The sequence below is a fragment of the Methanoregula sp. genome, from assembly GCF_028679125.1.
In the GTDB taxonomy this organism is placed as follows: domain Archaea; phylum Halobacteriota; class Methanomicrobia; order Methanomicrobiales; family Methanospirillaceae; genus Methanoregula.
The window spans coordinates 1-14,478 of the sequence record NZ_JAJRCG010000013.1; the positions used below are offsets into that span (position 1 = coordinate 1).

Sequence of the window (14,478 nt, forward strand, 5' to 3'; positions counted from 1 at the left end):
AAAAGAAGTGCCCCAGGCCTGATTTGAACAGGCGACAACCAGATCTTCAGTCTGGCGCTCTCCCGGGCTGAGCTACTAGGGCAGGGATACAAATGTTGTTCCTGTTGACTAATAAATGATCTGGTATTGCGGGCATCATTCCCCGCGACCCGGCCCGGCGTGCGGCAGTTCTTATTTATATGCCGGGATATCAGTATTAACCCATGGCATCCCCGAAGAACAGTGAAGATTCCGGTCTTGCGCAGGCAATAAAAAGCCGCGCAGCGCATGTCGTGCACCTGACGCACAATGATCTCGATGCAGTGGGTGCGGATGCGGTGCACCGGATGAAGTTCGGGAACGACGGAGTCTTCACCATCTGGAGTTCGGTGGGAAAATTTGCTGCCCTCTTCTCGCTTGTTGCAGCCTGTGACGGGAAGGGAGACCTCCTCTCGATCTCGGATCTCGGGTTCCATGCGGATGCAGAGTCCATTGCGGCGAAGGCAAAGAAGAACGGCTGGGTTGTCGAGTGGCGGGACCATCACCGCTGGCGTGAGGAAGAGGTGAAGAAGATCGAGAAGGCGGTAGCGCTGCTCCGGATCGATACCTCGGCCTGTGGTGCCGGTATCGTTGCCCGTGATCTCCTGCCCGGTGATCCGGTTGCAACGGAAGTTGCCCGCGTTGTCTGCGATTACGATCTCTGGAAACATGCGGACCCCCGCTCCGCGGTGCTCGGGCAGGTGCTCCAGAGAAAAGAGAACCGGGAGCACGTGCGGGACTGTCTGGTCAAAGGCGTATTCTCGGACGAGCAGATTGAGCGCGAGTACCAGGATATCAAAGCCGAGATGACCGGCATGATGCAGAGGAGCCTGCAGCACGCCACCTTCACCGGCACCAGATACCGGATCGCGTTTGCCCCGCTGTACGGGTACCCGAGCGAGACCGCCCATTTCATCCGGCACGAGAAGCAGACCGATATCGAGGTGATTATAGGTAAGGACGGGAAGTTCTCGATCCGGTCCGTCCCGCCCATCAGCCACCTCATTGCCCGCGAGTTCGGCGGCGGCGGCCACCCGAACGCGGCCGGCGGATCGTTCAGGTTCTCGGTGGTGGAACGATTCACCTGGTGGCTCTTCAAGAAGAGCCGGCATTTCGATGAACTCGTGAAGGTGGCAGAGAGCCACTAACACCGTTTCCGTTTTTTCCCTGTTTTCATTCCAAAAGCCCAACCATTAAATCCGTGTGAAGGAAAATCCGGTGAGGAACATACCATGAAATATTTCATTCCCATACTTCTCCTTGTAGCTCTCTGTCTCGGTGCTCTGCCTGTCTCGGCATCCGCACCCGCAGGGGGATCAGGCTGGCTGACGATCAACTGCGATACCAACGGGGCATCGGTCTATCTCGATGACACCTACAAAGGCGTTATCTCAGGGGGATCCCTGGATATTGCCGATGGGGCCTACGCTGCCACGTATACTGTGAAGATGAGTGGTTATTACGATGCCAGCGGCGAGGTTAACTATGTCCCGGGCGGGGATGCAAACCTTGAGATCGCGGTTACACTCACGCCCAAGCCCGTTGGCAACAGCAGGGGATGGATCAACGTGTACTGCAATGTCGACGGCGCAGCAGTTGCATTCGATGGCGTAACAAAGGGGAAGACCTCGGCCGGGGTCTATTCGCAGGAAGTCTCCACAACCGGAACACCCTACACCTCCTATACCGTCAGCAAGAGCGGGTACGAGACCTACTACGGAACTGTCTCTTCCATGCCCACGGAAGATGAGACCATCTCGCTGTATGCTACCCTGAACAAGGCTGCAACAACCGTGGCGACAACCTCGCCCACGCTCATTGGCGGCGCCAGCGGGTTTTACCAGGTTACCTGCAACGTGAACGGGGCATCGGTGTACTTCGATTCAAACTACCAGGGAAAAACTTCTTCCGGGTCGCTCACGGTCCCGGTCTATCTCACCGGAACGCCCTACAAGACCTATCGCGTGGAGAAGAGCGGGTATACCACGGTCACCGGCACGATGCCGTCCCTGCCGGCAAAAGACAAGACCGTGACCTTTGCTGTCACGCTCAGCCCTTCCACAACGCAGACCGTCCAGACAACGGCAACAACCGCCAGCCCTGCCGGCAGTGAACAGGGTTACATCGTCATCCACTCGAATGTTGACGGTGCAACGGTAACGATTGCATCGTACCCTGCCGGTGTCATTAAAAACGGCGTGCTCAGGATCCCCGTCTCGACCACCGGGACCCCCTTCTCCGAATTCACGGTCTCCAAAACCGGGTATGCAACGACCACCGGCACGGTTCCCCGCCAGCCTTCAGCAGGAGAGACTGTGGATATTTACGTAACGCTGACCGCCCAGCAGGCAACAACGACCCCGACACAGGAGGCCCCGGTGTCTGTTCCCGTCATCATTGGCGGGCTGTTCGGAGCAGCACTTCTTGCCGGAACCAGCCGGATCAGGAAATGAATCCTTACCAATCATCTTTTTCGCACCAGTCTCCTGGTTCCCGGTTGTTTTCGGACCGGGTCGGGCAGCAATTATTATCGCCCCGGCCATCCACTGATTTTTTATACCGCATCAACCAATGACAGGATACTATGAAAATACAATATATTGTCATAACCGGCCTCTGCCTCATGGCGCTGGCGGTGATGCCTGTACAGGCATTCACGATGAAGTCGCTTGCTATCACTGTTGACCAGAGCGGCGCAGCACAAATCGACATGCAGTACGACCTCAACTTTATCGAACAGACTGCGGTCTTCTTCAGGATTGCAGACCCGGCACAGGAACTCCAGTCTGCATTCAATTCGGCAAGCTCAAAGCCGGTTACGGTGACCTCGGCAACATCCTCCTCCTCGCAGATACTGGTGCCATCGTATGCATCCATTGCAGAGAAGGATGGCTCGACCGTGATGACAACCCCGTCACTCTCGTTTGAGCGTGCCGAGGCAGTCCTGAAGAACTACTGGTTTGCCCCGCTGGTATCCCCGGACTTCTCGCCCGCGGTGACAACCGTCACGTTCCCGGACGGGTACCAGGAGAGGTTCTATGACCAGATCAGTATCCCCGCGGTCACGCACCAGGTAGCCTGATCCGGCTCTTACGATAATCACTCACTTTTTTTCACATCCTGAATATTTTCCCATGCCAAATTCCTGTAAGACAGGTACCGTTTAAAATCATCCTTTACCAACCCGTTGTTAATCCCTGACGGGAATGATTAGCCCGAAAATCCGGGAACGTTGAACATTTGACAGGAAGGACTGCCGGGTGCCTGTTCCGGCAGTGCAAAACCGTCATCAAAAACATACTCTTAAAAACCCGGTTTTCCCACCATTGGTACACGCACTGCAGGGAGGCCCGCGGTACGGGGATCGCGGGTGGATTGCCCGGGGGTGTTTTTCATCGACAGGAAAAAAAACGGCTACATCGCGCTCGTCCTCATTATCCTGATTATCGGGATATGGGGCGGTTATACCATCAGCCATTCCCTCACCCCGGTCCGGGTCGGTGTGCTCCTCTCCATGACCGGTGACCTGGAGAACCGCGAACCGCTCGAATGGGCACAGGAGAACATCAACCAGAACGGCGGGATTGGCGGAAGGCCCCTTGAACTCGTGTACAAGGACACTGCCAAAGGGGATACCCTGACCCTTGCAAAGGAACTCCTCGCAGATGGCACGATCCACGTGGTTATCGGGCCGGACACCAGCGATGATACCTATACCCTCGCCCCGTTATTTGCGGAGAAGAATAAGATTCTCATCAGCCCGTACGCAACCTCCGGCGACCTGTACCGGGCATTCGGGAAATCCGGCACGTTCTGGCGGACCACCCAGGGAGATGTTGCACAGATAAAAACGATCCTCTCGATCCTGAAGAGCCGGAATGCCGGACACGTGGCCCTGCTGGTGGAGAACACGTCGTACGGCGATACGTTCTATGACTGGACCGGGTTCTTTGCCATCGAGTACGGCATCAACCTGACCTCCATCCAGCAGTTCGAGCGGGAGACCGGCCGGGTCGGCGAAAACGTGGACCTGGCACTTGCACAGGACCCGGACTATATCATCGCCATCTGCGGCCCGGTCGATGCGGCAACGATCAAACAGGCCATGGATCGTTCGGGGACGCAAACGAAACTCTTCCTTGCCGATTCCGCAGCATCGCCGCTGCTCGTGAGCCAGCTCGGCAGAGCTGCCGAAGGGATGGAGGGCACGACACCGACCGCTGACCCGGCAAGCGGTTTTGCGAGTGCCTACCAGGAGAAATTCGGGCACGCCCCCTCGGATTTTGCTGCACCGATCTATGATGCCCTCCTGCTTGCTGCCGCAACCGAGGCCCGGCAGGATGCGGTCTTTTCAGAGATCCCTGCCGATTCCCTCCGGCATGTCGTATACGGCAACGGGACTCTTGTCGGATGGAATGCAACAGGAATCCATGATGCGCTGAAATCGATCCGGTCCGGGGGAAGCCCGGATCTCTCCGGTGCAAGCGGGCCGCTCAGGTACGACGCCGAATACGGTGTTGACCCGTTGGTTGCCTATTATTCCATCTGGGTTGTCGAGAACGGCACCCTCTCCGCCCATGACGTGATCGGCTCCGAAAAGACCGGTTCAGCCGGCGTGGAAGGGGTGTCAGCATCCGGGTCACGTGCAACACGGACGAACATGGGCTCCGCGACATCCGGGACATCCCGTTATACCCCTCTCACGGAACGGAAGGATTTCCAGGCGGTTATTGTCGGATCATCCCGGGGCTGGAATAATTACCGGCACCAGTCCGATGCGCTGGCCGTATATGCCCTGCTCCGCAAAAATGGTGTTCAGGACGATCATATCATCCTCATGCTGTATGATGACATCCCGAACCTCCCGGAGAATCCGATCAAGGGGGATGTCCATAATACCCTGAACGGAATCAACCTCCGGTCCGGGGCCCGGACCGATTACACTGGCAGACAGGTGACTGCTGAGACCTTCGAGAATGTGATGCTGGGCAACCTGACCGCTGACACACCCGTGGTGCTGGAGAGCAACACCAGTACGGATGTCTTTGTATACATTGCAAGTCATGGGACACCGGGACGAACGCTCATCACCGGTAGTACCACCAGCCTCACGACAGAGGAGTTCACGAATCTGACCAACCGTATGGAGCGGGAAGGGAAATACCGGCAGATTGTGTACCTGGTGGAGACCTGCTTCAGCGAGGGTATTGCGCGGAACAGTACGGCAAAGGGCATGCTGTACCTTACCGGCGCTTCCGCCACGGAGCCTTCGCTCGGGGCAGTGTACGACATGGGGATAAAGCAATGGCTCTCGGATGAGTTCACGGCAACATTCCTGAACGTAATCCGGACCGATCCCGACATCACGTTCAGGGAACTCTACATCACCACGTACGAGCGGGTGACGGGCTCGCATGTCCGGATGCTGAATACGGAGAACTTCGGGAATATCGACATCCCGGTCCGGGAGTATCTCACACCCTGAACAGGAACAATCTCCCGTCCGCAACAACGGTCGCTGGCGCGCTCGTTATCCCCCGACTCTTCCAGACCCGTTCCCGCATGCGACACTCGTGCATGACGAAAAATGTGGGCCACAGTTTCACCATCACCTCACGTTTCGGCAGATCGTGGTGAACCCGGGGCAGAGTATTACATCCCGCACCCGGATCTGGCAAGGAGATGAGACCGGTATGCCTGCAGGATAGTTGCCGGTGTCACCGCACGTATGCCGCGTGATCGAAAAGATCCTTCCAGTACGTGTCGCACTCCATCGTACAATATCCCCCGGCAACAATCTGGTCCGGGTCAAGATGGGTGAGAGCGAGTGCAATGGCCTCCTTGTCGGGGTCGATGATGAACACTTTTTTGAGAGTGTATTCGCTCGTGAGATTGAAAAGAGTCTTCAGGCATTCCTTCCCGACCGCCACCTGGTCCTGGTGCTCCATCAGGAGGGCGAGATCTTCGGGGTTCGGTTTTGGCTGGAAGAAGACGATTTTCTGGCGGGCCAGCGCGGCGAGCTCGGTCTCCTGCATGGCATCGCAGACCAGGATATTCCCGGCAATACCCGTGTCCCGCATGGTCCGCATCAGGGTGCCGTATGCCTCGCAGATCGCACCCGACCATTCGTCGTTGTCATGGTAATACCGGTCTTCAATATCCAGGATATGGGGCGCGGGCATCGCACACCATGCACCTTTCTTCCTTACAACAATGCCCGCAGCATCCTCAACAATGTCGCGGGTATCAACATGGATCTCTCCGGTTGCCTTCCGCTCGCAGACATCTGAAAAAGCGGCCAGGATCCGGTCAGCGTAAAATTTCCCCCCGGCACAGGGTGTTTCTATCCCGGCTTCGACCTGCGGGGCAAGCGAACGGTCGAGCTGGTACGTGATGATGTCAGCCATATGGCCCCTGTGTTCTGCAATCCAACCAGCCAGTGCGCCCGCATCCGGCTGCCCGGGTTCAGCCCCGAATCCCCGCGTTGGGAGTTTCACCCGTTTTACCATAGTAGAGATCTTATTACTCATAAACATCTAAAAAGTACTGATGACTCAACAGCCGCTGCTCGTCACCTGCGGGTTGCCGTACACTAACGGCCCCTGCCATTTAGGACATCTGCGAACGTACGTCCCTGCCGACATGTACGTCCGCTACATGCGGCGGGCAGGCGAAGAAGTCCTCTTCGTCTGCGGTTCGGACAACCACGGCACGCCTATTGTGGTCTCCGCGGAGGAGCAGGGGATCTCCCCGCGTGCGCTCTCGGAACGCTATCACAAGCATTTCGATGAGACGTTCAAACGAATGGGTGTCATGTTCGACCGGTTCGGGATGACCGATGACCCGGCCACCCATCACCGGGCGCAGTCCATTGTTGCCGAACTCGAGAAGAAGGGCTACATCTACAAGCAAACCGTCCACCAGGCCTACTGTACGAAGTGCAAACGGTTCCTGCCGGACCGGTACGTGGAAGGGATCTGCCCCCACTGCGGCAAACCGGCCCGGGGCGACGAGTGCGACCAGGGATGCGGCAAGCACCTTGAGCCCGGCGAGATCAAGGACCCGGTCTGCAAGGTCTGCGGAACGAAAGCGGAGTTCCGCGACCAGGAGCACTACTTCTTCAAACTCTCGGAGTTCAAGGACTTCCTTCTCCCCTTCCTCGACCAGGTCCGGGGCACGAGCAATGCGAAGAATTACGCGATCGGCTGGATCAAGGAAGAGCTCCATGACTGGTGCATCACGAGAACCCTTGAGTGGGGCGTGAAGTTCCCGGGACGCGACGATCTCGTGGTCTATGTCTGGGTCGATGCCCCCATCGGCTATATTGCCTTCACCGAGGAATGGGCCAGGGCGAACGGCCAGGACTGGAAGCGCTACTGGTGCGGCGAGAACCGGGTCACCCATTTCATCGGCGGCGACATCATCTACCACCACTGCATCTTCTGGCCTGCGCTGCTCAAGGGAGCCGGCTATGGCGTGCCGCATGCAATCGTTGCGAGCGGGATGGTGAAGGTTGATGACCACAAATTCTCCAAGTCACGGGGATACGTGGTCTGGACCAACGACGATTATCTCGACAAGGGCCTGCCCGCCGATTATCTCCGTTACTACCTGCTTGCGTACACCAGCCACACCAAGGAACTGAACTTCTCGTGGAAGGTCTTTTCCGAGCGAATCAACAACGAGGTTGTCAATATCTTCGGCAACTTCGTATACCGTACGCTCTACTTTGCCCAGAAGGAATTTGACGGCATTCCGGCCGGCACGGTCGATCCCGCCATCATGGACGAGATCGGGAAGTGTCTTGCAAACGTGGACCAGTTCATGCGGGACTACGAGTTCAAGGGCGCTGTTGACGCGATCATGGCGCTCGCCGCGTTCGGCAACACCTACATCCAGACCAATGCCCCGTGGAAACTGATCAAGACCGACCGGGCTGCGGCTGCACAGGTGATCCTGAACTGTGTCCAGATCACAAAAGCGCTCGCGCTCCTGATCCAGCCGGCAATGCCCGATACGGCCGAGCGGTGCTGGAAGCAGCTCGGGTACTATGACAGCGTGGCAGCACATCCGATCAGCGATGCCACCCGCCCGGTGCCCGAGGCATGCATCAAACCCCCCACCCCCCTCTTCGTGAAGATGGAAGAGACGCAGGTGAAAGAGCTTGATGCCCTGCTCCAGAAACGAGTCGCGGAGGCGAACAGGAAGATGGAAAAGACACCCGCTATATCAATCGATGATTTTGCAAAAGTTGAGATGAAGACCGGAAAAGTGCTTGCGGCAGAAGCGATCCCAAAGTCCAGCAAGCTCCTGAAGTTGCAGGTGGATGTCGGTGGCGAGACGCGCCAGATCGTGAGCGGTATTGCCCAGTTCTACAAACCGGAAGAGCTCGTGGGCCAGAACGTGATCGTGCTGACCAACCTTGCGCCGGCAAAGATCTTCGGCGTCGAGAGCAATGGGATGATCCTCGCTGCCGGGGATGCGGCCTCTCTCCTCACGCCCCTGAAAGCGGTGGAACCGGGAACGAAGATCCGGTAATTCTTTTTTTATAAAACAGATCCGGGCTTTTTTATTTTTTTTAAGAAAAGTATGTTGAATCTATGCTGCCGGACAGACGTCGAAATGTACAGAGCGGTAATTAACTTGCCGGATGAGCCATCTGCGACTTTTTCAGATTCGTTACATCGTCAATAGCGACAACAACAAATCTCGCTTTATCAATCGAGACCGGCTCGGCATTCACCCTGAGCCAGCAGGGACAGAGCTTCCCATCGATCCGGAGGGTAAGTTCAATCATCGCATCCCGTATGCTACTACCGGTTGCGATCACCTGTTCCAGCCCCTTTCGGAGCGGACACGTCGGGCACATAGTTGCATAACCACATCCCCTTGGATCTTCCTCACTATTGACGCACCCGAGTCCTCCCCCTCCCCGGTTCCCGATCACATCTGCCGGTTCCCGCAGGACCATCCCCGCAATGAACCGGCTTGCGTGGGTGATGACGGTATCCTCATTCAGGAGCAGGACACCCACCGGAAGCGCTGAAAAGATCTTATTGAGGTTATCAACCGATTGTTCAGCCTTCTTTCTCAGGATAGCCTGGAGGGTTTTGTGCCCGAGCTCTGCATACTGGGCCGAAGGTTCCCCACCCTTCTGGACATAGAAATCCGCACCATTATTAAGGGCCTCGATCACGATCTCCTCCCTTCCTTTTCCGGTGTAAATAATGACCGGGATATCCCCGTACTGTTTCCGGATCTCTTTTAAGAACTGGATGCCGTTCATCTCCGGCATCTGGTAATCGGTGATGATCGCATCATACGTTGGAATCGTGGATGAATCCAACATCTTTTTTGCCGAATCACAGGTATCGACCCGGAAATTCCCGCCGTCTTCAAGAAAAATCTTAGTGATATCAAGAATATCCGGTTCGTCATCAACATACAGGAGTGTATACATGAAGCGTCTCTCCAGAATTCTCATTATCATAGAATCTGCGGGGGTATGAGGATATCGCACTGATGCAGGAGTGGTAACACCGGTGTCAACCCGGACCGGATTGCGCGGGTTTACAAGACACCGGGTCATACTCCGGGCACACGTGATTAATGTACCCGTTATCGGAATTTCCGGGCAGCATTTCCCACGGGGATTTTATTAAATCTCAACACCAAGATCAGCTAGTAACAGCCGGTATCCGGCTACCGGGAGAGTGCGTGCGTATGGGAAAAGTATTGGTTATTGATGATTCCTCGTTCCAGCGGAAAATTATTTCCGGTGTGTTAACCCAGAACGGGTACAACGTTGTCCTGACGGAGAACGGCAAAGAAGGACTTGAGCGGGCATTACAGGAAAAGCCGGACCTGATTTTTACCGATCTGCTGATGCCGGAATATGACGGGTTCTGGCTGTTGGAACAGTTACAGTCCCATGACCTGTCCATCCCGGTCATTGTCCTCACATCGGACATCCAGAAGACTACTGAACAGCGGTGCCGGGGTCTGGGGGCTGTCACAATTCTCAACAAACCAGTCAACAAAGAGCAGGTAATCTCAGCGGTCCGTACAATTCTCGGGAACCCGTGATGCTCAATGATCGATAAAGACTCCCGTGATGCCATCACCGAGATGATCAATATCGGGGTGGGACGGGCTGCCGGCATCCTCAATGAGATCACGGGTTCAAACATCAAGCTCCGGGTTCCCCATCTCCACATCATCCGGTTTGGTGACCTTTCGGATGCACACATCAACCTCATGGGAAAAGAGAGGCTCTCGACAATCATGCAGGAGTTCCACGGTAATTTTTCCGGGACAACCTCGCTTGCATTTTCCGAGGAGAGCGCAGCCTCGCTTGTGAAACTGCTCTCCGGTGAGTCCGGGCCGACACCCGATATGGATACCGTTCAGGTCGAGACATTAAAAGAGGTGGGAAATATCATCATCAACGCGGTGATGGGCTCGATCTCGAACGTTCTTGCAGAAAACCTCGTCTTTACCCTGCCGGAATATTGTGAAGGGAACATAACCGAGATCGCCTCCGGTCGCCACGCCATCAAACCTGACGACTGGATTATCCTCGCTCAGACCCAGTTCCTGATAGAGTCCATGAGTATCGAAGGCATGATCCTGCTGGTGCTGGAAGTCGGTTCGCTCGACCGGCTTGTTCAAAGTATTCATCAGCAACAATCCTGAAGGTGAAGAGATGAGTGGGACTGCAATTAACCGGGAGTGTCTTGTTCTCTACGATCATCTTTACATTGGGGTTCTTGTCGTACGAACGGATTTTACCATCTGTTTCTGGAACCGGTGTCTGGAAGAATGGACCGGGATAAAAAGAGACGATGTCGAAGGTGTCAACCTCTTCTCCCGCTTTCCTCAGCTCGACACTCCCTCGATCCGCGCGAGGTTCCCCGCAGTGTTCGAAGAGGGGCCCCCGGTGTTCCTCTCCTCACGGTTCCATCCCCACCTCGTCCCGTCGCCCCTGCCAGACGGTTCCTTGCGTGTCCAGAAAGGATCCATCCTGCCGCTCCGGCTGGAAGAGGAGACATTCGCCATGCTCGTCATCGAAGATGTGACAGATCAGGTACACCAGGTGACCGAGTACCGCAAAATGCGGGACATCGCACGGCTGGAACTTGACGAGAAGAAGAATGCCCAGGTCGCTCTCCGGATAGCCAATGCGAAACTCAGTCTTTTCTCTGATATTACTCTTCAGGACATCCGAAGTCAGGTAGTAGCCGCCCGGGGATTCGATCATTTACTTAAGATGAATCTGTCAAATCTCGAGAAGAGCAAGTCCTTCTCTGATAAGATCGACCATCAGCTTACCCTCATTGAGAAATATGTAACGATGATGCTTGAGTTTGTCCAGTTGGGTGCAGCGGTTCCCACGTGGCATCTTCTGGATCCGATTCTCCGGAAAGCAAAACTGGATGCGCAGCTGAAAAACCTCGAAACCGACTCCGGGCTGGAGGGTCTTGAGATTTTTGCGCCTCCTCTTCTTGATCGTATCGCAATAAACCTGCTGGAGAATGCACAGCAGCACGGTGAAAATCCAGAGGTCCGGGTAAAAATCTCGTTTCGGGAAGAGCCGGAGTATGGTGTTCTCCTGGTTGAGGATAACGGAGCGGGTGTGAAGCCGGAGGACAAGACCGCTATTTTCAAACCCGGCTTCGGGACAAAGGTCAAGCTCAGTCTTTACCATACCCGGGAGATTCTTGCGATCACCAGCATTACCATCGAAGAGACCGGATGTTATGGGACGGGTGCCCGGTTTGAGATGCATCTCCCGAAGGATACCTACCGTTACGTGCATACCTGATGTAATAACGGAGATCAATCCCCGGATGTGGTCATCCATTCGTTTAGAGAGAAGCAACAAAGACCGGAGAACTCTACGGTGGATATACAATTATTGACCGGGTCTGCCGAGATCAAGAATGTAGTAATTGAGAGGACCTTTTTTTTCGATAACAAATCATAGTAGTGTTTTGGACTTGAAACGCAGTACTCCCCGACAGGATTTTATCTTTTTATAAATATCTTCAATCAATTGTGTGTTATTTCAAAAAAGCTGTGACCGCATCCTGCCGGTATTTTCCCGATATTTCAGGATAGGTGAAACCATGCCGGGTTGGTCTCCCGGCATGGGTATGGATAAAGAGATATTCGGATCCTATGTGTGCAACAGGACCGGTTCACAATGGCACAGGTCTCGCAACGAGGTCGCGATGGCGCTGGACGATAGTTGTCGTGCGCCAGTTCTCGCTCGTTGCGATCTCCCGTATCCATCCCCCGACAGGCATCCGGTCCGGGTGGGCTCCGGTGCCTGCGGGTATGTTCTCACGGAAGGGAAGGCACATGGTGTACCGCTTCCTGCTCCCGAATGTTGCTCTTAGAGTTCATGGCATGGTCTCCCGGCCGCCCGTTGCAGATCTCTGGTGCATATCCTGCAATTGCGGCCTGCATGTCTCCTGTGCTATCCGCCACCGGCAGCACGGCCGCAGGAGAGATCTGCCGGGGAAAGTGAGCCGGCGGATATCTCCCGGGACCGTATGCGGGGTGGTTCGGATACGAGTGTTTCGTGTCCTGTATCGGTGACACAACACTCTGATCCCTATGTCGGGTGCGGCTGCACTTATATTGGTAAAATAGGGCTGGTAGGAGACTCATACTCCGCGGTTATACCAGATAACCGGGCGAACCGGAAGCGTATTTATCCAGATTGTGATCCGGCGGGATCCCGGATTGCCCGGATCCTGACCGGCGAAAGAAATGGTCCTGGACAGAGTGTTACTTCCGTCCCGCCATCTGCTTTGCAGTCAGGAACCAGTGCAGTTCGCCGGAGGGATGTCCGGTGAACGAATAATTCCGGATCTTTGCCAGGGCGCCCTTTGTCATCGCAATACCAGCATCGTTGTTACCGGAAATGATCCGGCTGATCAATGCCGAGAGCAGGGGTTCGTGGCCAACCAGCAGGACTGCGGAAGTATGGTGGTGCCGGTCGATCTCGCGGCAGATCGTATCCGGGTTCCCGCCCGGAACCAGTGTCTTCCACGTGACGATCTTTTCCGGGACGCCCAGTACGTCTGCAACAATCGCTGCGGTCTCCTGCGCCCGGACAAGCGGACTTGCCGCAATGAGATCGAACGTCAGTTGCTGCGCTGCGATCCAGTACGCAACGGCAAGGATATCGTCGCGTCCCTTTTTCGTCAGGTGACGGTCAGCATCGCTCCTGCCGGCCCCGGTATCCTCTGCCTTCCCGTGCCGTAAAATAAAAACATCCACACATGGACTGTTGCACGGCGGGGGATAAGTATTGTGATTTGAAAAAAACAAGGGAACGCCAGCGCTTAACGCTTCCCGGTCTTCTGGTGCCGGATCGCCATCAGCAGCGCCACCGCGGCCAGCACCACCGCCCCTTCAAACCCGGGCGTCGGTTTCGTTTTTGAAAGCCCGGTCACAAACTCGGATGTGGTTCCCGCCGTGATATCGGTTGTTGTCTCAAGATCCTGGTAACCGTCAAGGATCAGTCTGATGGTATGGGTTCCCGGTGTCAGCCCGGGGATCGTTGCCGGGGAGATCCCCTTCATCTTCCCATCGATATACACCAGTGCACCCACGGGGGAGGTTGTTACGGAAAGGGAACCGGTACTGGCGGAAACCGGGGTTCCGGTTCCTGTGATTGCGGTCGTTGCTCCTGCACCGGCCGGGGTTGCTGCCGGTGTGGCAGTCTGCGTCGGAGTCCTCGTATACAGGGTGACCTGGATATCCGTAAATCCGCCATCCACGGAAACATCCTGTGTATAATCTGCGTACCCCTCCGCTCTCAGGAGTACCGTGTGGCGGCCGTTTGGCACGGCATCGAGCGACATGGGGGTAATGCCCCTGATCGTGTTGTCGAGATAGACCGTTGCGCCCCTGGGATTCGAACTGACCGTGATGCTCCCGTACGCCGGTGTGGGGGTTGGCGTGGGCATGCCGACAAGATGCGTATACTCGGTCATGGTCGACGTGATCACGTGACTCCGGGCGTCCAGTTCCTGTACCTTGAGTACCGATATGTTCGATCCCGTTGCAGTACTGTCAGGCACCTGCCCTTTCAGGGAGAGTCGGACGATCACTTCATCCTTGGCCGGGTAGGAGAGTTCGTACCCCGCGAGAGTAAGGATCTTTCCCCGTTCGTTTGGCCGGGTATTCTCCACCCGGTCGATGATCACCGTATAGACCCAGATCGGGTCATCGAGCGCGGTAACGAACTGAAGGTCGTCATAGGATGAGAATGACGTGCCGGAAGCCGCGTACACCGTGGCGGTCACATTGACCGGATCGCCGGCATCCATAGTGTCCGGGCTGATCGTTACCGAAGAGACTGAAAATGCCATTGCACCCGGCACAAGAAGGAGTACAACAAGTGCGATGAGCCAGAATGTCCGGGAATACACAGGACTACACCTT

13 protein-coding genes and 1 tRNA gene are annotated in these 14,478 nt (G+C 55.7%); 8 read left to right on the top strand and 6 right to left on the bottom strand.

Features of this window, described 5'->3' with window-relative positions:
* Positions 1-8: 8 nt before the first annotated feature.
* Positions 9-82: transfer RNA gene (locus LUQ43_RS09260), tRNA-Phe, on the bottom strand.
* A 121-nt stretch (positions 83-203) separates the two neighbouring features.
* On the opposite strand from LUQ43_RS09260, the gene LUQ43_RS09265 reads away from it, so the two are divergent.
* From LUQ43_RS09265 to LUQ43_RS09280, 4 genes are all read left to right on the top strand, one after another.
* On the top strand, positions 204-1,166 hold the full coding sequence (locus LUQ43_RS09265) for a phosphoesterase (protein WP_299966640.1): 963 nt from the start codon (positions 204-206) through the stop codon (positions 1,164-1,166).
* An 84-nt stretch (positions 1,167-1,250) separates the two neighbouring features.
* Positions 1,251-2,471 carry a PEGA domain-containing protein gene (locus LUQ43_RS09270; RefSeq protein ID WP_299966643.1) on the top strand — a complete coding sequence of 407 codons (1,221 nt, stop codon included), beginning with the start codon at positions 1,251-1,253 and terminating at the stop codon, positions 2,469-2,471.
* A 131-nt stretch (positions 2,472-2,602) separates the two neighbouring features.
* Positions 2,603-3,100: a hypothetical protein gene (locus LUQ43_RS09275; RefSeq protein ID WP_299966645.1), complete on the top strand. Its 498-nt coding sequence runs from the start codon at positions 2,603-2,605 to the stop codon at positions 3,098-3,100.
* Positions 3,101-3,403: 303 nt separating this feature from the next.
* Positions 3,404-5,503 carry a C13 family peptidase gene (locus LUQ43_RS09280; RefSeq protein WP_299966647.1) on the top strand — a complete coding sequence of 700 codons (2,100 nt, stop codon included), beginning with the start codon at positions 3,404-3,406 and terminating at the stop codon, positions 5,501-5,503.
* A 232-nt stretch (positions 5,504-5,735) separates the two neighbouring features.
* Here LUQ43_RS09280 and LUQ43_RS09285 read toward each other — a convergent pair whose 3' ends face one another.
* The gene (locus LUQ43_RS09285; protein WP_299966649.1) at positions 5,736-6,425 is read right to left on the bottom strand and encodes a hypothetical protein; all 690 of its coding nucleotides are present in this window, start codon (positions 6,423-6,425) and stop codon (positions 5,736-5,738) included.
* Between the two features lie 142 nt (positions 6,426-6,567).
* Between LUQ43_RS09285 and metG the strand changes: the two genes are divergently transcribed.
* Positions 6,568-8,556 (top strand): methionine--tRNA ligase, encoded by a 1,989-nt coding sequence (gene metG / locus LUQ43_RS09290; RefSeq protein WP_299966651.1) that lies wholly within the window; start codon positions 6,568-6,570, stop codon positions 8,554-8,556.
* Positions 8,557-8,656: 100 nt separating this feature from the next.
* Here metG and LUQ43_RS09295 read toward each other — a convergent pair whose 3' ends face one another.
* Entirely contained in the window at positions 8,657-9,478 is an 822-nt protein-coding gene (locus LUQ43_RS09295) for a response regulator (RefSeq protein ID WP_299966654.1), read from the bottom strand.
* 263 nt (positions 9,479-9,741) lie between these two features.
* Here LUQ43_RS09295 and LUQ43_RS09300 point away from each other — a divergent pair, with 263 nt between their 5' ends.
* From LUQ43_RS09300 to LUQ43_RS09310, 3 genes are read left to right on the top strand one after another with little or no spacing between them, the layout of a single operon-like run.
* Complete coding sequence (locus tag LUQ43_RS09300; RefSeq protein ID WP_299966656.1) at positions 9,742-10,104, top strand: response regulator; 363 nt, start codon at positions 9,742-9,744, stop codon at positions 10,102-10,104.
* Positions 10,105-10,110: 6 nt separating this feature from the next.
* Positions 10,111-10,713, top strand: a complete 603-nt coding sequence (locus LUQ43_RS09305) for a chemotaxis protein CheX (protein WP_299966658.1) — start codon at positions 10,111-10,113, stop codon at positions 10,711-10,713.
* Positions 10,714-10,723: 10 nt separating this feature from the next.
* Entirely contained in the window at positions 10,724-11,842 is a 1,119-nt protein-coding gene (locus LUQ43_RS09310) for a PAS domain-containing sensor histidine kinase (protein WP_299966660.1), read from the top strand.
* 376 nt (positions 11,843-12,218) lie between these two features.
* Here LUQ43_RS09310 and LUQ43_RS09315 read toward each other — a convergent pair whose 3' ends face one another.
* From LUQ43_RS09315 to LUQ43_RS09325, 3 genes are all read right to left on the bottom strand, one after another.
* The gene (locus LUQ43_RS09315) at positions 12,219-12,383 is read right to left on the bottom strand and encodes a hypothetical protein (protein WP_299966662.1); all 165 of its coding nucleotides are present in this window, start codon (positions 12,381-12,383) and stop codon (positions 12,219-12,221) included.
* Positions 12,384-12,813: 430 nt separating this feature from the next.
* Positions 12,814-13,308, bottom strand: a complete 495-nt coding sequence (sixA, locus tag LUQ43_RS09320; RefSeq protein WP_299966664.1) for a phosphohistidine phosphatase SixA — start codon at positions 13,306-13,308, stop codon at positions 12,814-12,816.
* A gap of 65 nt (positions 13,309-13,373) precedes the next feature.
* Entirely contained in the window at positions 13,374-14,465 is a 1,092-nt protein-coding gene (locus tag LUQ43_RS09325) for a PEGA domain-containing protein (protein ID WP_299966667.1), read from the bottom strand.
* Between the last annotated feature and the right edge of the window lie 13 nt (positions 14,466-14,478).

Bases quoted from the DNA above. Each gene is read 5' to 3' on its own strand.
- LUQ43_RS09265 (WP_299966640.1), top strand. From the start codon at position 204: ATGGCATCCCCGAAGAACAGTGAAGATTCCGGTCTTGCGCAGGCAATA.
- LUQ43_RS09270 (WP_299966643.1), top strand. From the start codon at position 1,251: ATGAAATATTTCATTCCCATACTTCTCCTTGTAGCTCTCTGTCTCGGT.
- LUQ43_RS09275 (WP_299966645.1), top strand. From the start codon at position 2,603: ATGAAAATACAATATATTGTCATAACCGGCCTCTGCCTCATGGCGCTG.
- LUQ43_RS09285 (WP_299966649.1), bottom strand. From the start codon at position 6,425: ATGGCTGACATCATCACGTACCAGCTCGACCGTTCGCTTGCCCCGCAG.
- metG (WP_299966651.1), top strand. From the start codon at position 6,568: ATGACTCAACAGCCGCTGCTCGTCACCTGCGGGTTGCCGTACACTAAC.
- LUQ43_RS09295 (WP_299966654.1), bottom strand. From the start codon at position 9,478: ATGTATACACTCCTGTATGTTGATGACGAACCGGATATTCTTGATATC.
- LUQ43_RS09300 (WP_299966656.1), top strand. From the start codon at position 9,742: ATGGGAAAAGTATTGGTTATTGATGATTCCTCGTTCCAGCGGAAAATT.
- LUQ43_RS09305 (WP_299966658.1), top strand. From the start codon at position 10,111: ATGATCGATAAAGACTCCCGTGATGCCATCACCGAGATGATCAATATC.
- LUQ43_RS09310 (WP_299966660.1), top strand. From the start codon at position 10,724: ATGAGTGGGACTGCAATTAACCGGGAGTGTCTTGTTCTCTACGATCAT.
- LUQ43_RS09315 (WP_299966662.1), bottom strand. From the start codon at position 12,383: ATGTGCCTTCCCTTCCGTGAGAACATACCCGCAGGCACCGGAGCCCAC.